The sequence below is a fragment of the Streptomyces pratensis genome (genome assembly GCF_037137275.1).
Taxonomy (GTDB): domain Bacteria; phylum Actinomycetota; class Actinomycetes; order Streptomycetales; family Streptomycetaceae; genus Streptomyces; species Streptomyces pratensis_B.
This window is the reverse complement of sequence record NZ_JBBBEN010000052.1, coordinates 178,158-197,160: the sequence shown is the minus strand read 5'-3', so window position 1 is coordinate 197,160 and position 19,003 is coordinate 178,158. Positions and strand designations below refer to the sequence as shown.

The following is a 19,003-nucleotide window of genomic DNA, read 5'->3' as shown; positions in this document are numbered from 1 at the left end:
CTCGGCCGCCGGCACCGGCCTCACCGGCGACGCCTCCGCCGAGCGGGAGCACGCCCAGACAGCCGCCGCCTCCCCCGCGGCCGGCCGTCACGGTCTGCGGGGACCGCCCGCCCCCGGCAGCCCCGACCAGGCGGGGCGTGACGGGTCGTCCGCCCGTACGACCACGTCCGCCCGGTCGGCGGGCGCCACCTCGTCCTCGTACCGGGCGAACGCGGGCAGGGTCCACTGCTCCGCCTCCTCCGTACGTCGCCGCAACGCCCCCGGCGACAGGCTGAGATGGACGCTCAGCGCCAACGGGAACCAGTGCCCCAGCAGGAACGGGCCGTGCACGATGACGACCCCGCCCTCCGGCAGCGGGTGGTACGGCGTGCGGGTGGCCCGGTCGGTCGCGGGGTCCCAGAGGTCGGGCAGCACCCGGCCGGAACCGCCCGCCTCCAGCGGTCCGAACACCTCACGCCAGAGCGCCCCGGTGTCGAACCAGCTGTCGGCGTACGCGTCCGGATCGCGCTTGCCGTATTCGAACCGCAGGCTCGCCGGGCGCAGGAAGCCCTCCGTGGACACCACGAGCACCGCCCGGCCGCGCACTCTCAGCTCCTGGGCCAGGCGCTCGGCGAGTTCACCGGTGCGGGCGGCCGGAGCGCCGTCGATGCCGAGCGCGAGCCGGAGTCCGCCGTCGGCGGCGGACAGCCCGTCGCCGTGCCGGGCGAGTTCACCGGCCAGCCGCTCCCAGGTGATCGCTTCGAGTCGCACCCCTCCATCATCCATCCCCGCAGCGGCGTGGGGCGCTCCCGCCCGGCGGGGCGGGGCGGGAGCGGAGCCGTCGGACGGTGGGGGCCGCGTCGTCAAAGGCCTCGCAGCCCGGTGGCGAGCGGGCTCTCGCCGGACACCTGGACCCGACCGTCCTCCACCGCTTCCGTGAGCGTCACCGTCCCCCGCGCCAGCTCCAGGCACAGTGCGGCGTCCAGGGTGATGCGGGCATCGGGGCAGGCGGCCGGCCCGTACCCGTACACATCGGGGGACGGCGGCCCGTCCGCCTCGGCGCTCCGCGTGGCGGGCCCGCCCGTGCGCACGTGGAACTCGCCTTCGTCGAGTCGGACTTCCAGGACGCCCTCCTGGGTGAGCCCCGACAGGGCGCGCAGCAGCGGCAGGGCGAACCAGTGGGCCCGCACCGCGTCGGTGGGGCGCCGTTCGGCCAGGGCGGGGACGCCCCAGTCGGCGAGGACGGTCAGGACGGGCAGGAGCCCGCGGCCGCGCTCGGTCAGCTCGTACACCGATGCCGCGGCCGGGGGCGGAAGCCTGCGGCGCACGGCCAGCCCCGCCTGTTCCATGTCCCTCAGGCGGGAGGCCAGCACATCGGTGCTGACACCGGGCAGGTCGGCGTGCAGGTCCGTGTACCGGCGTGGCCCGCCCAGCAGTTCACGGACGATAAGCAGGGTCCACCGGTCGCCGACGGAGTCGAGGGCGCGGGCGGTGGCGCAGAACTGGTCGTAGCTCCGGCGGCGGGCGGGGCGTGCTGCTGGCTGCTGCTGACGTGGCATGCGACGCAGTCTAGACATGTTGTTGGACATTCCAAGTCCAAGCTTGGTAAAACCAAGTACCGCAATCGGCTCGGGAGGCACCGCATGGAGTTCCGGCAGTCCAGCAAGCTCAACGAGGTCTGTTACGAGATCCGGGGCCCGGTCATCGAGCAGGCCAACGCCCTGGAGGAGGCGGGCCACAGCGTGCTCCGGCTCAACACCGGCAATCCGGCGCTCTTCGGTTTCGAGGCGCCGGAGGAGATCGTCCAGGACATGATCCGGATGCTGCCGCGGGCGCACGGCTACACCGACTCGCGCGGCATCCTCACAGCCCGGCGGGCGGTGGCCCAGCGCTACCAGGCCATGGGGCTGACCGAGGTCGGGGTGGACGACGTCTTCCTCGGCAACGGGGTCTCCGAGCTGATCTCCATGGCCGTGCAGGCCCTGTTGGAGGACGGCGACGAGGTGCTGATCCCGGCCCCGGACTTCCCCCTGTGGACAGCCGTCACCACCCTCGCGGGCGGCCGGGCCGTGCACTACGTCTGCGACGAGGCCTCGGAGTGGAACCCGGACCTCGCCGACATGGCGGCGAAGATCACCGACCGGACCAGGGCCGTGGTGATCATCAACCCCAACAACCCCACCGGCGCGGTCTATCCGCGCGAGGTCCTCGAAGGCATCCTCGACCTGGCCCGCAGGCACGGGCTGATGGTGTTCGCCGACGAGATCTACGACCAGATCCTGTACGACGGCGCCGAGCACCACAGTGCGGCCGTCCTCGCCCCGGACCTGGTCTGCCTGACGTTCAGCGGGTTGTCGAAGACGTACCGGGTGGCCGGGTTCCGCTCCGGCTGGATGGTGGTGTCCGGCCCGCAGCAGCACGCCCGCAGCTATCTGGAGGGCCTCACCATGCTGGCCTCCATGCGGCTGTGCCCCAACGCCCCCGCCCAGTACGCCATCCAGGCCGCGCTGGGCGGGCGGCAGACCATCCGCGAGCTGGTCGCGCCGGGCGGACGGCTGCACGAGCAGCGCGACCGGGCGTGGGAGCGGCTGAACGAGATTCCCGGGGTCTCGTGCGTGAAGCCGAAGGGGGCGCTGTACGCGTTCCCGCGCATCGACCTCAAGGCGCACCCGATCGTCGACGACGAGAGGTTCGTGCTGGACCTGTTGCTGCGGGAGAAGATCCAGGTGGTCCAGGGCACCGGCTTCAGCTGGCCCCGCCCGGACCACTTCCGCATCCTCACGCTTCCGCACGCGGACGACCTCGACGCGGCGATCAGCCGCATCGGCCGCTTCCTGAGCGGGTACCGCCAGTGACCCGCACCGCACGGCCCCGGCCTCGGGAGCGGGCCCCCGGCGTGGCCCCTCGACCCCTTGGCGGCGGCCGGACGCCCGCAGTGCCCACCACCTTGCTGCCGCAGGTTCACCGAGCGTCCACGGGGCGCCGGGGGGCCGGTCCCGGGCGCCCGGCGGCGTCCTGAGGCCTACCTGACGTAGGGAGGGTCCGGGCAGGTCGCGGACGCGGCGGCGTCCTGGGCCAGCAGCGCTTCGAGGACGGCCACCGGGTCGGGGTCCGGCGCGGCGCGCGGCCACCAGTCGTCGGCTCCGCGGTCGGACTCGTAGCCGTACCACCGGCCGTCGTGGCCGAAGCGGAGCTGGAGTGAACCGGTCGGATGGGTGAGCCGGTTGTGCCCGGGCGTGAAGCGCGGGAAGCCCGCGGCGGCCAGTGCGGGCCGGGCCCGGTCGAAGGGGCCGGCGGGCGGCTCCCACGGGGTCTCCAGCACCGCGAGCCCCGCGGCGCCGCCCTGACGCCAGGCGGCGACGGCGCGGGCGAGGTCGGTGGTGGTGCGGCCGGTGGCGTAGGCCAGCTCCCGGTAGAGCGCGCGGGTGGTGGCGGTGAGCCCGGCGGTCGGGCGCGAGGCGGCGAGCCGGACCGCGTCCTGCCACGCGGTGAGCCCGGCCAGCGGGTCCCGGCCCGTGGTCAGCAGGGCGTGGGCGCGGGCGGCCGCGTCGGTGGCGAGGTGGTCCAGGCCCAGCGGGTCGCGGGCACCGGGCAGATCCGGGTACGACGGCGGCTGGCCGGGGTGCGGCGGTACGGGCAGGGGCGGCGGCAGCGGGGGCAGGAAGCGCCGGGCGTAGGCGTCGTCGGCCGCGACCGACGGGGCCGCGGGGGCGGCGGGGCGCTCCAGGGCGGAGAGCTCGGCGTTGCGCCGGCCCAGCTCGTCCAGCAGCTCGCGCTCGCCCCTGCCGCGCATGAGGAGCAGGACGAAAGGGTCGCTGTCGAGCAGCCGGGCGGCTTGGAAGCAGAGGGCGGCGACGTGTTTGCAGGGCCGCCCGTGGTCGGGGCAGGAGCAGCTGGGGTCGAGATCGCCCGCGGCGGGGAGCAGCCGGGCGCCGACCTGCTCCGCGGTCGCCGCCAGCGAGTGCGGCATCTCCTTCGCCAGCAGCGCGGAGAGGTGGCCGGGCCGGGCGGCCACCGCGTCGAGCAGGGCGTCCCAGCCGGCGTCGGTGAGCGGGCGCAGACGGAGTTCGGCGCGGTAGGGGCGGGCGCGGCTGCCGTGCACATAGGCGACGACACGGCCGGGGGTGACGGTGACCGCGGCGACATGGCCGCCGTCCGCGTACGCGCGGCCCCGGGCCAGCCGCGCCTCGTCCGCAGAGAGCGACTCCAGGGCGCCCACCCAGGCCCGGCCCCACCAGCTGTCCGCGAAGGGCTCCCCCTCGGCCGACGTGCGGGCGGGCACCGCTTCGAAGGTACGCCGCAGGTCGTCGGGGCCCGGCCGCGGGCGTGGGGCCGGACGGGGCGCGGTGCGCGGACTCATGCGGGCCTCCGCAGGGAGACGAGGTCGGCGAGGTCACGGTCGCTGAGCTCGGTCAGGGCGCTCTCCCCGCCGCCCAGCACCGCGTCCGCCAGGGCCCGCTTGGACTCCAGCAGCTCGGCGATCCGGTCCTCGACCGTGCCCTCCGCGACGATCCGGTGGACCTGCACGGGCTGGGTCTGGCCGATCCGGTAGGCGCGGTCGGTGGCCTGCTCCTCGACGGCCGGGTTCCACCAGCGGTCGTAGTGGATGACGTGGGCGGCACGGGTCAGGTTCAGCCCGGTGCCCGCCGCCTTGAGGGAGAGCAGGAAGACGGGGACCTCGGCGGACTGGAAGCGGTCCACCATCCGCTCCCGCTCGGGTACCGGCGTACCGCCGTGCAGGAGCTGGGAGGGGATCGCGCGGGAGGTGAGGTGGGCGGAGAGAAGCTTCGCCATCGTCACGTACTGGGTGAAGATCAGGACGGAACCGTCCTCCGACAGGATCGTGTCGAGGAGCTCGTCCAGCAGGGCGAGCTTGCCGGAGCGGCCCGTGAGCCGGGTGGGCTCCTCCTTCAGATACTGGGCGGGGTGGTTGCAGATCTGCTTGAGGGAGGACAGCAGCTTCATCACCAGCCCCCGGCGGGCGATGCCCTCCGCCTCCTCGATCCGCGCCATCGTCTCGCGGACGGCGGCCTCGTACAGCGTGGCCTGCTCGCGGGTGAGGGCGACGGGGTGGTCGGTCTCCGTCTTGGGCGGCAGCTCGGGGGCGATGCCGGGGTCGGACTTCTTGCGCCGCAGGAGGAACGGGCGGACCAGCCGGGCCAGCCGCAGCGCCGCTTCCTCGTTGCCCAGGCCCGCGGCCGTGCCGGTGTTCTCCACGACCCGGGCGTGCCGCGCCCGGAACGCCTTGAGCGGGCCGAGCAGTCCGGGCGTGGTCCAGTCGAGCAGCGCCCACAGCTCGGAGAGGTTGTTCTCGACCGGGGTGCCTGTGAGGGCGACCCGGGCCGGGGAGGGCAGGGTGCGCAGCGCCTTCGCCGTGGAGGAGTACGGGTTCTTGACGTGCTGGGCCTCGTCCGCGACGACCAGGCCCCAGCTCTGCTCCGCGAGCTGGGCGGCGCTGGAGCGCATCGTGCCGTACGTCGTCAGGACGAAGCCTGCGTCGAGGTCGCTCAGGGTCCGGTCCGTGCCGTGGAAGCGGCGCACCGGGACGCCGGGGGCGAAGCGGTTGATCTCGCGGTGCCAGTTGCCGAGGAGGGACGCGGGGCAGACCACCAGGGTCGGCGAGGGGTGCGCACGGTGCAGATGGAGGGCGATGAGGGTGATGGTCTTGCCGAGGCCCATGTCGTCGGCGAGGCATCCGCCGAGGCCGAGGGAGGTCATCCGGTCCAGCCAGGCCAGGCCGCGCAGTTGGTAGTCGCGCAGGGTCGCGGCGAGTCCGGGCGGCGGCGCGATGGTCGTGTCGTCGGCGAGGACGCGTGTCCGAAGGGCGGCGAGGGCCCCGGCCGGGACGGCGTCCACCTGCTCGCCGTCCACCTCGGCGGTGCCGGTGAGGGCCACGGCCAGCGCGTCCACCGGATCGAGGAGCCCCAGCTCCCGCTTGCGTGCCTTGCGCACGAGGTCGGGGTCGACGACGACCCACTGGTCGCGCAGCCGTACCACCGGCCGGTGGGCCTCGGCCAGGACGTCCATCTCGGCCTCGGTCAGCCGCTCCTCCCCCAGGGACAGCTGCCAGTCGAAGGTGAAGAGCTGCTCGGCGTCGAAGAACGAGGTGCCGTCGGTGGCCGATCCGGGGGCGGGCCGCACGACGGCGGCGGCGGTGAGCGAACGGGCCAGCTCCCGCGGCCAGTGCACACCGACGCCGGCGGCGGCCAGCCGGGCTCCGGCGTCGCTCAGCAGCTCGTACAGCTCGTCCTCCGTGATCGCGAGCACGTCGGGGACCGGCTGTTCCAGCAGCCGCTCCAGCGGGGCCCAGAGGCGGGCGGCGCGGCGCAGCGCCAGCACGGCGTCGACCCGGGCGCGCGGGCCGAAGGGCTCGCCGGCCCCGCCGCTCCACAGCGCGGCGGCGTCCACCACATACGTCGGGTCGGCGAGGCTGTGCACCTGCACGACGGCCGCGGCGGCATGGCGGACCGCCGGGTCGTCCGGACGCCCCGCCGGCTCCGAAGCGCCGGACGCCCGGGGAGCCCCGGCGCCAGGCGCGTCCGCGCGGGCCGCCGTGACGGCGTAGGTGTCGGCGGTGTCGAACAGCTCGTACGCCGAGAGGTCCAGGCGCAACGAGATCCGCACGCCCGCGTCCAGCCCGGAGGCCACCTCGACGGCCCAGGCGGCGGCGTGCGGCAGGTGCTGGACCTCTTGGGCGGCGAACGGCCTGCCCATCGCGAAGCCGGCGGCGGGGGTGCGCGGCAGGGCGTCGGCGACGGCGTCCAGGAAGGCGCCGACGAGGGCCTCAGGATCGGGAAGCCTCGGCGGGTCGGAGGCCGGGACGGGGACCGCGTGGCCCTCGGGCGGCAGGGCGGCGGCGACGGCGCGCAGATGGGCGACGTCCTCGGCGTCCCGCGGGCCCGCCCGCCAGGCGTCGTGTCCCTCCGCCGTGAGTCCGGGCAGCAGCCTGCCGCGGGCGACGAGGTGGAGGGCGTGGGCCGCGGCCGCACCCCACGCGCGGGCGGCGGGGTGGGCGGACGCCTGGTGGCGTGCTCTGAGGAGCACGGGCAGCGCGTCGGCCACGGGCACCAGCATGGCCGGCGTCATCGTGCCGCGGACGCCCCGCGGGCCCCCCGCCGCGTCCGGCCGGACGACCGTGAGCTCGGTGGCGGTGCAGGACACGGTGTCGGGCTGCCCGGAGGTGTCGGCGTAGACGAAGGAACTGCCCTCCCGCCCCGGCGCGTCGCCTCGTGGCCGGTCGCCGTCCGCATGCGGGTCCCAGAAGGCGACGTGCCCCTCCCGGGGCACCCGTCCGGGCAGGAAGAGGGCCGCGCACCGCAGCAGACGGCCGATGTCCGCATGCCGCCCGCCGGCGTCGGGCGCTCGGCCCACCGGCTGCTCGGTGTCCGGGGCCGGCGTCCCACGCACCGGCTCCTGGCCCTGCCGCGGGCCTGCTGTCATGTCCGCCACCCCCTTCCGCCCGACGGGTCGAGTCCTCCAGCACGGAATGTGCTGGCCCGGTGAGTCTAGGCGGGAGGTCTGACAACGCCCGCGGCGGCAGCGTCGCCCCAGCTCAGGGCCGGGCGAGACGCCGCTGTCGCCGGGGAGAGGGCACATGACGGGTAACCCGCCACCACGCTCAGTGACGGGCGAACGGTGGTGACGCGGATTGGTCCTCCGAGACCCGCGTCCGCGAAGCCCCTGTCCGCGGAGGCCGCTGCTCGGCGGGTCGCGCGTCCCCGGGGGGCGGCTCCGCCGCAGGCCGACCGTCGGCAGCCGCCGCGCCGGGGGCTCGCCCTACCGGGCCCGGCGCCTGCGGGGCCGGCTCGTCGGGAGACGTCTGTCCTCCGGCGATCTCCGGCGGGGTCCCCCGGGGAGTCGGCCCCGCTCCGGCGTCGTCCGCCGGCGGCGGCTGCCGGACCCGGCCCGTCGCCGCCTCCCGGTCCGCCGGCTGCTGCGCCCGTTCCAGGAACCGGAGCAGCTCCACGGGGAAGGGCAGGACCAGAGTGGAGTTCTTCTCCGCCGCGACGGCGACCACGGTCTGCAACAGCCGCAGTTGGAGCGCCGAGGGCTGCGCGGACATCTCGCCCGCCGCCTGGGCCAGCTTCTTGGAAGCCTGGAGCTCGGCGTCGGCGTTGATCACCCTGGCGCGCCGTTCCCGGTCGGCCTCCGCCTGGCGGGCCATGGAACGTTTCATCGTCTCCGGAAGCGAGACGTCCTTGATCTCCACCCGGTCGATCTGCACGCCCCAGCTGACCGCCGGGCTGTCGATCATCACCTCCAGCCCCTGGTTCAGCTTCTCGCGGTTGGACAGCAGGTCGTCGAGGTCGCTCTTGCCGATGATCGACCGGAGCGAGGTCTGGGCCATCTGCGACACGGCGAACCGGTAGTCCTCCACCGCGATGACGGCGCTGGTCGGGTCGACCACCTTGAAGTAGATGACCGCGTCGACCCGCACCGTGACGTTGTCGCGGGTGATGCCGTCCTGGGCGGGCACCGGCATGGTGACGATCTGCATGTTGACCTTGTGCAATCGGTCCACCGCCGGAACGACCAGGGTGAAGCCCGGACGGCGGATCTCGTCCCGCAGTCTGCCCAGTCGCAGCACGACGCCTCGCTCGTACTGCCGGATCACGCGTGCCGCCGCGGCCAGGTACACCCCTCCGAGGCAGGCCACCACGATCGCTGCGGTCACTAGCTCCTGAACCATCACAGCCCCCTGACAGGAGTGGGAGCGGAAAACAGATGAGCACTCTAGGCACCTTTAATAGGTTATGCCCCGTTTGGCGGTAGGGTGAACCTTCTGCGGCTCGGGCCCTCGCCCGGTCGGCCGCGCAGGGAATGCCGGTACGGACCCGAGCGGGCAGGGTGGCCAGCGCCAGCACGTCTCCCCGACGTACCGATGAGCCGGACGAGCAGACGAGGACCCCGCCCATGTCCGTGACCGCGACCGTTCACCGCCGACGACGACGTCTGGGCACCGCCGCCGGAGCTTCGCTCCTCGCCCTCGCCGTCGCGGGCTGCTCCGGGCTCGGCCGCACGGCGGTCGGGCCGGTGACGTACACGACGGAGCAGGAGGCGGAGACGACGGTGCACAGCCCGTCGGTGCGCGGCTGCCACCAGCTGGCGCCGGCCGGGGCCCACGAGATCGAGAACGGGACGCTCGTCGACATCGTCCTGTACCCCACACGCGACTGCAGCGGCGGCGGTACGACGTACGTCGCGACCTCGTTCAGCGATGTGGTGCCCGAGAGCGGCGAGCCGTGGCGCAGTTACCGCTTCGTGCACTGAGCGGCGTGCGCGACTCACGCCGGACAGCCGGGCGACTTGCGCGGCGTCGACCCGGCAACACGGCGAGCGACCGGCCCGACGAGCGGTCGGTGGCCGGACGGTCGGGCTGCCACGGGGCCGGCGCCCAGGCGCCGCCGCCGGTGGGGACGCGGTCCGCCGACATCCCGGCCGCCACGAGACGCGGGGCGAACTTTGCCGCCGCGCGGGCCCCGCCCGCGGGGGCTCCGACGGGTCGCGTGCGGGAGGGCCGCCGCGGACCGCGTTCCACGGCCTCAGGACGCCGGGCTGCCGCCCCGCCGGACGCCTCTGCGGAGGGCCGCCATGACGTGCGCGGCACATTCTCCTGCCAGGAGCAGGCCGACCAGCGCGAGGCAGACACGCGCGGCCCCCCAGGACCCGGCAGCCGCGGCGTACGCGTACGAAGCCACCCGGGGGCCCGCGCTTCCGAGATCCCACAGCGGAGGCCGCGGCGCGTCGGCGCCGACCAGCTCGCCCAGGCACCAGCTCGCCGCGGCGAGCGTCGTCAGACAGAGCGCCGCGATCACGAGCCTGCCCCGTACAGGCCGTCGCTTCAGAAACCCGCCCATGCCACCCCCCTCTTCAGCGCCCGAGCCACTACAGGACCGTCGCTCCCCGGGCCGGCCGGCCGAGGGCCGCGGGTGCCGGAGCCTCAGCCGTCCTCGTCGAATCTCGCCGCCCGGAGGTAGTCCGGCTTCGGGTCGAGCGCCGCCGCGAGGCGGAAGTGCCGGATCGCCTGCGCCGGGCGTCCGGCCCGCTCGAAGGTGCGGGCCAGCGCGAAGTGGGCGAACGCGTTGTCCGGCTCACGCTCCAGCACCAGCTCGAACTCCAGCTCGGCCGGGCGGAGTTGGGCGGCAGCGAAAAAGGCGCGGGCGCGCAGCAGCCGGGCCGCGGTGTTCTCGGGATGGGCGGCGATCACCGAGTCGAGCAGCTTGACCGCGCCCTGCGGGTCCCGGGCGTCGAGCAGTTGCTCGGCCGCGCGGAAATCGATGACATGGGTTTCGGGGTTGTTCTCGGGCACAGCAGCGTCCTTCCTTCGCTCACGCGCGCCTTTCCCCTGCTCACGCGTGTCCCTCTCCTGTCCACGCGCGCCCTTTCCTCGCCGGCGCGCCTCCTGCCCTCGCTCGCGTGTGTCCAACATCCGTGCCGGGCCCTGGTATTCCGCCGCTCGCCCCGTCCCCCGGCGTCCACGGCAGGGACGGACGGCGCGGCGACGCCGTCGGCGTCCGGCAGCGGGCGGTGCCGGTCAGCGGCGAACGCGGCGAGACGGCCGGCGACGGCGGTTCAGTCGGTGGCGGCCCTGCGGACCAGTTCCCGCCAGACCTCGCGGACCTGGGGTTCCAGCGCCTCCAGCGGCCCGTCGTTGTCCACGATCAGATCCGCCACCGCCCGGCGCTGTTCTCGCGTCGCCTGGGCCGCCATCCTGGCGCGGGCGTCGGACCCGGTCATTCCGCGCAGCCGTACGAGCCGGTCGAGCTGGGTCTCGGCGGAGGCGTCCACGACCACGACCACGTCGTACAGCGGTGCGAGCCCGTTCTCGGTGAGGAGCGGGACGTCGTGGACGACGACGGCGTCCGGCGACGCGGCCCGCTCCCGCTCGGCCGCGCGGGCTCCGACCAGGGGGTGCACGATCGCGTTGAGCGCGGCCAGACGGTCCGCGTCGGCGAAGACGAGCGCGCCGAGCGCCGGGCGGTCCAGGGCGCCCTCGGGGGTCAGGACGCCCGGTCCGAACTCCTCGACGACGGCTGCGAGTCCGGGCGTCCCCGGCTCGACGACCTCGCGGGCGATCCGATCGGAGTCGATCAGCACGGCGCCGTACTCCACGAGCATCCGCGACACTTCGCTTTTGCCGGCGCCGATCCCGCCGGTCAGGCCCACCTTCAGCATGGCCGCAGCCTACGGGCTGGGGCCGGGCCGCCCCACTCCCGCCCGCGCCCGCCCACCGCGTGATGTCCGGCACACGCGCTCTCCGCGTCGCCGAGAGGCGTCCGAGGCCCGTCCCCGGTGTGCGATCGACGCGCACCGGACCTCGCGCGGCACGGCCCACGGTTCAGCCGTCGCCCTCCCGCTCCGCGAGAAAGCGTTCGAACTCCTGGCCGATCTCGTCGGCGGACGGCAGGTCGACGGATTCCGCCACGAGATTCCCCCGCGTCTCGGAGCCGGCGACCGCGTCGTACTGGTGCTCCAGGCCCTCGACGAGAGAGACCAGCTCCTCGTCGCCCTGACCGATCTGGCGGTCGATCTCGGTCTGGGTGCGGTGGGCCTCGGTCCGCAGGGCGTGCGCCAGGGCGGGCAGCACGAGACCGGTCGCCGCGGTGATCGCCTCCAGCGCGGTCAGCGCCGCGTCAGGGTAGGACGACCGGGCGACATAGTGCGGCACGTGGGCGGCGACCCCGAGGACGTCGTGACCGGACTCCATCAGCCGGTACTCGATGAGCGCCTCGGCCGAACCCGGCACCTGCGCCTCCTCGAACGGGCTGCGGTGACCCGGCATCAGGTCCGTGCGGTTGCCGTGCGGCGTGATGCCGACGGGGCGGGTGTGCGGGACACCCATCGGGATGCCGTGGAAGTTGACCGCGAGGCGGACGCCGAGACGCTCGACGATCTGCTCGACGGCCGCGGCGAACCGCTCCCACTCCACATCCGGCTCCGGGCCCGACAGCAGCAGGAACGGCGCCCCGGTGGCGTCCTGGACGACCCGGACCTCCAGCGTCGGCGCCTCGAAGGAGGCCCAGCGGTCCCGTCGGAAGGTCAGCAGCGGACGCCGTGCGCGGTAGTCGACGAGCCGGTCGTGGTCGAAGCGGGCGACGACCTGGTGGGGCAGGGTTTCGAGCAGGCCGTCGACGATCTGCTCGCCGGTCTCGCCCGCGTCGATGTACCCCTCGAAGTGGTAGAGCATGACCAGGCCGGCCGACTCCTGGGCCAACGCCATGTCGACGACCGCCAGGCCCTTGGGCTCCCATTCGTACAAACTCTGCGGATCAGGCACGGTTACCGCTCCTCCTCGTGTTCCTAGGGAAGAACGTCCCTGGCCGCACGGGCATTCCCCCGCCCGCACTTTCCCGGCGCGGCGGTTTCACGGCACGTCAGGCCTCCGCACCCCCGCCCCGTGTCTCTCCGTACGGCGCCCGCTCCGTCTCTCCTGCCGCGCTCCCCGCCGCCCGGCCGTCCTGGTTTGGACCTTGACGCGTCTCCCGGCCGTCCCTACCGTCACTGGGCGACCCACGCAGGGACACCCTCCGTATGCGGATACGGGACCCCTCGCCCCTCTCGACGGGAAGGCACCCCCCATGCGCCCCCGCACTCCTCTCACCGCCCTGCTCGCCGCCGCGCTCGCCACAGGAGGCCTGACCCTGGCAGGCGCCGGGCCCGCGAACGCGGCGGCCGTCATCGACGTGCGCACCGCGTCCCAGCTGAAGTCGGCGCTCGCCGCCGCCTCCCCCGGCGATACGATCCGGCTCGCCGACGGCACGTACGGCGGGAACTTCAAGGCCACCAGGCCCGGCACGGCCGAAGCCCGGATCACGCTCACCGGCTCCAGCGGGGCCGTGCTGACCGCGGGCGGCGGCTACGGGCTGCACCTCAACGGGGCTTCGTACTGGACGGTCCGGGGCGTCACGGTCACGGGCGGCCAGAAGGGCATCATGACCGACGCGGCGGACGGCGTGGTCATCGACTCCGTGACCGTGCACGGTCTGGACATGGAGGGCGTCCACTTCCGCGGGTCCAGCCGGAACGGGGTGCTGAAGAACTCCCGCATCCACGACACGGGGCGCAACGGGCGCGGGATGGGCGAGGGGGTGTACGTCGGGTCGGCCGGCGACCTCTCCGACCGGAGCGACAACGCCCTGATCATCGGCAACACCATCGGGCCCGGGGTCGGCGGAGAGAACATCGACATCAAGGAGGGCACCACCGGCGCCCGTGTCATCGGCAACACGTTCGACGGCAGCGGGCTCACCGGGGCCAACTACGACGACTCCTGGGTCGATGTGAAGGGCAACGACGTCCTGGTCGAGGGCAACAAAGGCTCCCGCACCACCGCCAACGGCTACGAGACCCACACCCAGCAGCGCGGGTGGGGCTGCGGGACCGTCTTCCGTGACAACGCCTCGGACCTGTCCGGTGCCACCGGCGGCAAACAACTCGCCATCAACGTCACCAACGACAGCCCCGACTGCCGCACCACGGTTTACGCGAGCAACACGGTCACCGGCGGCAAGGGGCTGACCAACATCGCCGTCACCCCCTGACCGGCCGCGACCACGCATGAGGCCCGCCCCCCGAAGGGGACGGGCCTCATGTCAACGCTCCACAACTACCGCAGCCGAGGAGCCGCCGGGGTCAGAGCCTCAGCTCTGGCCGCCCGCGAGCTTCTCACGCAGCGCGGCCAGGGCCTCGTCCGACGCCAGGGCGCCGGAGTTGTCCGCCGACTCCGAGGAGTACGAGCCGCCACCGCCACCGCCACCGCTGGAGCCGGAGGCGGCCGGAGCAGCGCCGGCCGGGGCGGCAGCGCCCTCGGCAGCAGCAGCCTCGTCGGCCTCGCGGGACTTGATGACCTGGGCCTGGTGCTGCTCGAAGCGCTGCTGCGCCTCGGCGTACTGGGTCTCCCAGACCTCGCGCTGTGCCTCGTAGCCCTCGAGCCAGTCGTTGGTCTCGGGGTCGAAGCCCTCGGGGTAGATGTAGTTGCCCTGGTCGTCGTACGACGCGGCCATGCCGTACAGCGTCGGGTCGAACTCGACCGCGGCCGGGTCGCCACCGAAGGACTCGTTGGCCTGCTTCAGCGAGAGGCTGATGCGACGGCGCTCGAGGTCGATGTCGATGACCTTGACGAAGATCTCGTCGTTGACCTGGACGACCTGCTCCGGAATCTCCACGTGGCGCTCGGCCAGCTCGGAGATGTGGACCAGACCCTCGATGCCCTCGTCGACGCGGACGAACGCACCGAACGGAACGAGCTTGGTGACCTTACCCGGGACGACCTGACCGATCTGGTGCGTCCGGGCGAACTGCTGCCACGGGTCTTCCTGCGTCGCCTTGAGCGACAGGGAGACGCGCTCGCGGTCCATGTCGACGTCGAGGACCTCGACGGTGACTTCCTGACCGACCTCGACGACCTCGGAGGGGTGGTCGATGTGCTTCCAGGACAGCTCGGAGACGTGCACGAGACCGTCGACGCCGCCCAGATCCACGAAGGCGCCGAAGTTGACGATCGAGGAGACGACGCCGGAGCGGACCTGACCCTTCTGCAGGGTGGTGAGGAACGTCTGGCGCACCTCGGACTGGGTCTGCTCGAGCCAGGCGCGGCGGGACAGGACCACGTTGTTGCGGTTCTTGTCCAGCTCGATGATCTTCGCCTCGAGCTCCTTGCCCACGTAGGGCTGGAGGTCGCGGACACGACGCATCTCGACGAGCGACGCCGGGAGGAAGCCGCGGAGGCCGATGTCGAGGATGAGACCACCCTTGACGACCTCGATGACGGTACCGGTGACGATGCCGTCTTCTTCCTTGATCTTCTCGATGGTGCCCCAGGCACGCTCGTACTGAGCGCGCTTCTTCGAGAGGATCAGGCGGCCTTCCTTGTCCTCCTTCTGGAGAACCAGGGCCTCGATCTCGTCGCCGACCTTGACGACCTCGTTCGGGTCGACGTCGTGCTTGATCGAGAGCTCGCGGCTCGGGATGACGCCTTCGGTCTTGTAACCGATGTCGAGGAGAACCTCGTCCCGGTCAACCTTGACGATGACACCGTCAACGATGTCGCCGTCGTTGAAGTACTTGATCGTCTCGTCGATCGCCGCGAGGAACGCGTCCGCGTCGCCGATGTCGTTGACCGCAACCTGCGGAGTGGTGGCGGTGGTCTCGGTGCTGCTCGTCATGTGGGAAAGGGCTCCGGTACGGACAGAGAGTCGTAGGTACTGCTACGCCGAAAGCCCGTATCGCCTCTGCAGAAGCCGGACAGCCTGGAAAACGCCCCGCCCGGATCTCCGGGAGAACGCCTCGACAACCGAGGGGACATGCAACAGACGCGAGCGCGGCCTGCTAGGTCTGAGGCGCGCAGGCTCGCAGCGCAACTTGTAGCATACGGGGGCAGCCGGACAGGGTCAATGCGCGAACGCGCCCACCCAGGGCACACCGCCCCGAACCCGGCGCAACTCACGCTCACCGAGGGCCTGTCGGCCCGAATACGATACGGCAAGGCGTCGCGGACACGCGTCCGCACCCCCGCGGCACGTCCCCTTGGTACGTACCGCGTGCGGCGAGTGAAGGCAAACTACAACGGCGGGCACGATGAGCCAAGAGATCAGCGGGACCGACCCCTTCGACCCCGGGGCCGAGCCAGAGGCCACCCGCCGCACGGCGGACGACGCGGAGAGCAGCCGGGCCAGCCGCGGCTGGTGGGACCGGAACGCCGACGCCTACCAGCTCGACCACGGCGGCTTCCTCGGGGACGACCGCTTCGTCTGGGGCCCCGAGGGTCTGGACGAGGAGGAGGCCGCCCTGCTGGGACCGGCCTGCTCCCTCGTGGGCCGTGACGTCCTGGAGATCGGCGCCGGGGCAGCCCAGTGCTCGCGGTGGCTGGCCGCGCGGGGGGCCCGTCCGGTGGCGCTCGACCTCTCCCACCGCCAGCTCCAGCACGCGCTGCGCATCGGCGGGGGAATCCCGCTCGTCGAGGCCGACGCCGGGCGGCTCCCGTTCCGGGACGGGGCCTTCGACCTCGCCTGCTCCGCGTACGGCGCGGTGCCGTTCGTCGCCGAGCCCGTGCGGGTCTTCCGCGAGGTGCACCGGGTGCTGCGGCCCGGTGGGCGCTGGGTCTTCTCCGTGACGCATCCGATCCGCTGGGCCTTCCCGGACGAGCCGGGGCCGGAGGGCCTGTCCGTCGCCGCCTCCTACTTCGACCGCGTCCCCTACGTCGAGCAGGACGAGCGGGGCGACGCCGTCTACGTGGAGCACCACCGCACCCTCGGGGACCGGGTGCGGGACGTGGTGGCGGGTGGTTTCCGGCTGGTCGACCTGGTGGAGCCGGAGTGGCCCGCCTGGAACGACCAGGAGTGGGGAGGCTGGTCCCCGCTGCGCGGCAACCTGATCCCGGGCACGGCGATCTTCGTGTGCGAGCGGGACTGAGCCGGCCCCGCCGCGCTCGTGGGGCCGGGCCGCGCCGGACCCGTACGACACTGGGGGCGTGATCCGCACCGAAGACCTGGACCGACTGCCCGTCCGCACCGCCGTGCCCGCTCTGCGTCGTGCTCTCGACGACCGGGGCGTCGCCGTCCTGTGCGCCCCTCCCGGCACCGGCAAGACGACTCTCGTCCCGCTGGTCCTGGCCGGGCTGACCGGCCAGGGCCCGATGCGCCGCGTCGTGGTCGCGGAGCCGCGCCGGATCGCCGCACGGGCGGCGGCCCGGCGGATGGCCTGGCTGCTGGGCGAGCGGCCGGGCGGCCGGGTCGGCTTCACCGTGCGCGGCGAACGCCTGGTGGGCCGGGACACGGTGGTGGAGGTCGTGACCACCGGGGTGCTGCTCCAACGGCTCCAGCGGGACCAGGAACTGGCCGGGGTGGACGCCGTGATCATCGACGAGTGCCACGAGCGGCACCTGGACGCGGACACGGTCGCTGCCTTCCTCCTGGACGTACGGGAGACGATCCGGCCCGACCTGCGGCTGGTGGCGGCGTCGGCGACGACGGACGCGGAGGGTTGGGCGCGGCTGCTCGGGGACGCCCCGGTGGTCGAGGCCGAGGGGGTGTCCCATCCGGTGGAGGTGGTCTGGGCGCCGCCCGCGCGGCCGGTCGCCCCGCCGCACGGGATGCGCGTCGACCCCGCGCTGCTGACGCATGTGGCGGCCACGGTGCGGCGGGCGCTCGCGGAACGGGAGGGCGATGTGCTGTGCTTCCTTCCCGGCGTCGGGGAGATCGCGCGGGTGGCGGGGCAGCTCTCGGGGATCGCCGCCGAAGTGCTCCAGGCGCACGGGCGGGCCCCGGCCGCCGTGCAGGACGCGGTGCTGGCCGGCTCCTCGGGGGAGCGCCGGGTGGTGCTGGCGACCTCGGTGGCGGAGTCGTCGCTGACGGTGCCGGGCGTGCGGGTCGTCGTCGACGCGGGCCTCGCCAGGGAGCCCCGTACCGACCACGCCCGGGGCCTGAGCGCCCTGACGACGGTACGGGCCTCCCGAGCGTCCGGCCGGCAGCGCGCCGGGCGGGCGGGGCGGGAGGGGCCGGGGACCGTGTACCGGTGCTGGGAGCAGGCGGAGGACGGACGGCTCGCGCGCTTCCCGGCCCCGGAGATCAAGGTCGCCGACCTGGCGGCGTTCGCGCTCCAGGCAGCGTGCTGGGGCGACCCGGATGCCTCCTCGCTCGCTCTGCTGGACCCGCCGCCCGCCGGTGCGATGGGCGCGGCCCGCGAGGTGCTGACGGCGATCGGTGCCGTCGGCGGTGACGGGCGGGTCACCGACCGGGGCGTACGCATGGCGCGGCTCGGGCTGCACCCCCGGCTGGCGCGGGCGCTCCTGGACGGCGCCCGGGAGGCCGGGGCGCGGCGGGCCGCGGAGGCGGTGGCGTTGCTGAGCGAGGAACCTCCGAGGGAGTACGGGGACGACCTGGCCGCGGCGCTGCGCACCGCCCGCCGGGGCCAGGACGGGTACGCGGGCCGCTGGCGGCAGGAGGTGCGGCGGCTGTCGTCCGCGGTGGAGGGCGGGGGTCGCGCCGCCGGCGGGGCGGGCACGGACGATGCCGTCGTCGGCCTGGTCGCCGCGCTGGCGTTCCCGGAGCGGGTGGCACGGGCGCGGGGCGACGGTGCGTTCCTGATGGTGTCGGGGACGGGCGCGGAGCTGCGGGGCGGGTCGCGGCTGCGCAGTGCGCCGTGGCTGGCCGTGGCGGTCGCGGACCGGCCGGCGCACTCCGCCTCCGCGCGGGTGCGATGGGCGGCGGTGATCGACGAGGACACGGCGCGGCTGGCCGCCGGGCATCTGCGGGTGCGGGGCGAGGAGGTCCGCTGGGCGGACGGCGAGGTGGCGGCCCGGTCGGTGGACCGGCTCGGGGCGGTGGAGCTGGCGGTGCGGCCGTTGAGGCAGCCGGACGCGGAGCTGGTGCGCGGGGCCCTGGTGGAAGGGCTCCGGCGCGACGGGCTCGGGCTGCTGCGCTGGACCCGCGACGGTGAGCAGACGCGGTTGCGGCTGGCGTTCTTGCACCGGGTGCTGGGGCCGCCGTGGCCGGACGTGTCAGAACAGGCGCTGGCAGCGGAGCCGGAGGCCTGGCTGGAGCCGGAGCTGTCCCGGGCCCGGCGGCGGTCGGACCTGGGCCGGATCGACGCGGGCCAAGCGCTGCGGCGGCTGCTGCCGTGGGCGACGGGTGAGGCCGCGCGCCTGGACGAGCTTGCGCCGGAGCGGATCGAGGTGCCGAGCGGTTCGCGTGTCCGGGTGGAGTACGGCGGGGAGCAGCCCGTGCTGGCGGTGAAACTCCAGGAGCTGTTCGGGCTGCGGGAGACGCCCCGGGTGGCCGGGGTGCCGGTCCTGGTGCACCTGCTCTCCCCCGCCGGGCGGCCCGCGGCGGTCACCGCCGATCTGGCGTCGTTCTGGCAGGAGGGCTACCGCGCCGTGCGGGCGGAGCTGCGCGGCCGGTACCCGAAGCACCCCTGGCCCGAGGACCCGACGAGCGTGGCGGCGACACGGTTCACCTCGGCGCGGCTCAAGCGGGACGGCGGTTGAGAGGCGCCCGGCGACAGGGACGCGGAGCGGCCCGGGCGGGCG

Annotated in this window: 15 protein-coding genes; 5 read left to right on the top strand and 10 right to left on the bottom strand. The window is 74.0% G+C overall.

From position 1 onward, the window contains the following. Positions 1-87: 87 nt before the first annotated feature. Together V9U70_RS03145 and V9U70_RS03140 are read right to left on the bottom strand one after the other, a co-directional pair. Positions 88-750 carry a nucleoside/nucleotide kinase family protein gene (locus V9U70_RS03145; protein ID WP_336672871.1) on the bottom strand — a complete coding sequence of 221 codons (663 nt, stop codon included), beginning with the start codon at positions 748-750 and terminating at the stop codon, positions 88-90. Between the two features lie 92 nt (positions 751-842). After that, positions 843-1,538 (bottom strand): helix-turn-helix domain-containing protein, encoded by a 696-nt coding sequence (locus tag V9U70_RS03140; RefSeq protein WP_336672870.1) that lies wholly within the window; start codon positions 1,536-1,538, stop codon positions 843-845. 84 nt (positions 1,539-1,622) lie between these two features. Here V9U70_RS03140 and V9U70_RS03135 point away from each other — a divergent pair, with 84 nt between their 5' ends. Next, positions 1,623-2,834, top strand: coding sequence for a pyridoxal phosphate-dependent aminotransferase (locus V9U70_RS03135; protein WP_336672869.1), 1,212 nt, complete (start codon positions 1,623-1,625; stop codon positions 2,832-2,834). Between the two features lie 167 nt (positions 2,835-3,001). Here the strand turns inward: V9U70_RS03135 and V9U70_RS03130 are convergent, their stop codons facing one another. From V9U70_RS03130 to V9U70_RS03120, 3 genes are all read right to left on the bottom strand, one after another. After that, positions 3,002-4,339: an SWIM zinc finger family protein gene (locus V9U70_RS03130; RefSeq protein ID WP_336672868.1), complete on the bottom strand. Its 1,338-nt coding sequence runs from the start codon at positions 4,337-4,339 to the stop codon at positions 3,002-3,004. Beyond that, the gene (locus tag V9U70_RS03125) at positions 4,336-7,419 is read right to left on the bottom strand and encodes a DEAD/DEAH box helicase (RefSeq protein ID WP_336672867.1); all 3,084 of its coding nucleotides are present in this window, start codon (positions 7,417-7,419) and stop codon (positions 4,336-4,338) included. The genes V9U70_RS03130 and V9U70_RS03125 overlap by 4 nt, the downstream gene beginning before the upstream one ends. 178 nt (positions 7,420-7,597) lie before the next feature. Then, entirely contained in the window at positions 7,598-8,668 is a 1,071-nt protein-coding gene (locus V9U70_RS03120; RefSeq protein WP_336672866.1) for an SPFH domain-containing protein, read from the bottom strand. 224 nt (positions 8,669-8,892) lie between these two features. Here V9U70_RS03120 and V9U70_RS03115 point away from each other — a divergent pair, with 224 nt between their 5' ends. Next, positions 8,893-9,249, top strand: coding sequence for a hypothetical protein (locus tag V9U70_RS03115; RefSeq protein ID WP_336672865.1), 357 nt, complete (start codon positions 8,893-8,895; stop codon positions 9,247-9,249). A 272-nt stretch (positions 9,250-9,521) separates the two neighbouring features. Here V9U70_RS03115 and V9U70_RS03110 read toward each other — a convergent pair whose 3' ends face one another. The 4 genes from V9U70_RS03110 to V9U70_RS03095 all read right to left on the bottom strand — a co-directional run bounded on the left by V9U70_RS03110 (position 9,522) and on the right by V9U70_RS03095 (position 12,256). Further along, complete coding sequence (locus tag V9U70_RS03110; protein ID WP_336672864.1) at positions 9,522-9,836, bottom strand: hypothetical protein; 315 nt, start codon at positions 9,834-9,836, stop codon at positions 9,522-9,524. Positions 9,837-9,919: 83 nt separating this feature from the next. Next, a complete protein-coding gene (locus V9U70_RS03105) occupies positions 9,920-10,288 on the bottom strand; it encodes a tetratricopeptide repeat protein (protein WP_336672863.1) in 369 nt (122 codons plus the stop codon). A 263-nt stretch (positions 10,289-10,551) separates the two neighbouring features. Then, positions 10,552-11,154 carry a dephospho-CoA kinase gene (gene coaE / locus V9U70_RS03100; protein ID WP_336672862.1) on the bottom strand — a complete coding sequence of 201 codons (603 nt, stop codon included), beginning with the start codon at positions 11,152-11,154 and terminating at the stop codon, positions 10,552-10,554. Between the two features lie 163 nt (positions 11,155-11,317). After that, positions 11,318-12,256: a PAC2 family protein gene (locus V9U70_RS03095; RefSeq protein WP_336672861.1), complete on the bottom strand. Its 939-nt coding sequence runs from the start codon at positions 12,254-12,256 to the stop codon at positions 11,318-11,320. Positions 12,257-12,557: 301 nt separating this feature from the next. Here V9U70_RS03095 and V9U70_RS03090 point away from each other — a divergent pair, with 301 nt between their 5' ends. Further along, positions 12,558-13,520 (top strand): right-handed parallel beta-helix repeat-containing protein, encoded by a 963-nt coding sequence (locus V9U70_RS03090; protein WP_336672860.1) that lies wholly within the window; start codon positions 12,558-12,560, stop codon positions 13,518-13,520. 99 nt (positions 13,521-13,619) lie between these two features. On the opposite strand, the gene rpsA is transcribed toward V9U70_RS03090, so the two are convergent. Beyond that, positions 13,620-15,143 (bottom strand): 30S ribosomal protein S1, encoded by a 1,524-nt coding sequence (gene rpsA / locus V9U70_RS03085; protein ID WP_336672859.1) that lies wholly within the window; start codon positions 15,141-15,143, stop codon positions 13,620-13,622. A 412-nt stretch (positions 15,144-15,555) separates the two neighbouring features. Here rpsA and V9U70_RS03080 point away from each other — a divergent pair, with 412 nt between their 5' ends. After that, complete coding sequence (locus V9U70_RS03080) at positions 15,556-16,389, top strand: class I SAM-dependent methyltransferase (protein WP_336672858.1); 834 nt, start codon at positions 15,556-15,558, stop codon at positions 16,387-16,389. Between the two features lie 58 nt (positions 16,390-16,447). Next, positions 16,448-18,961, top strand: a complete 2,514-nt coding sequence (gene hrpB, locus V9U70_RS03075; RefSeq protein WP_336672857.1) for an ATP-dependent helicase HrpB — start codon at positions 16,448-16,450, stop codon at positions 18,959-18,961. Positions 18,962-19,003: the final 42 nt, after the last annotated feature.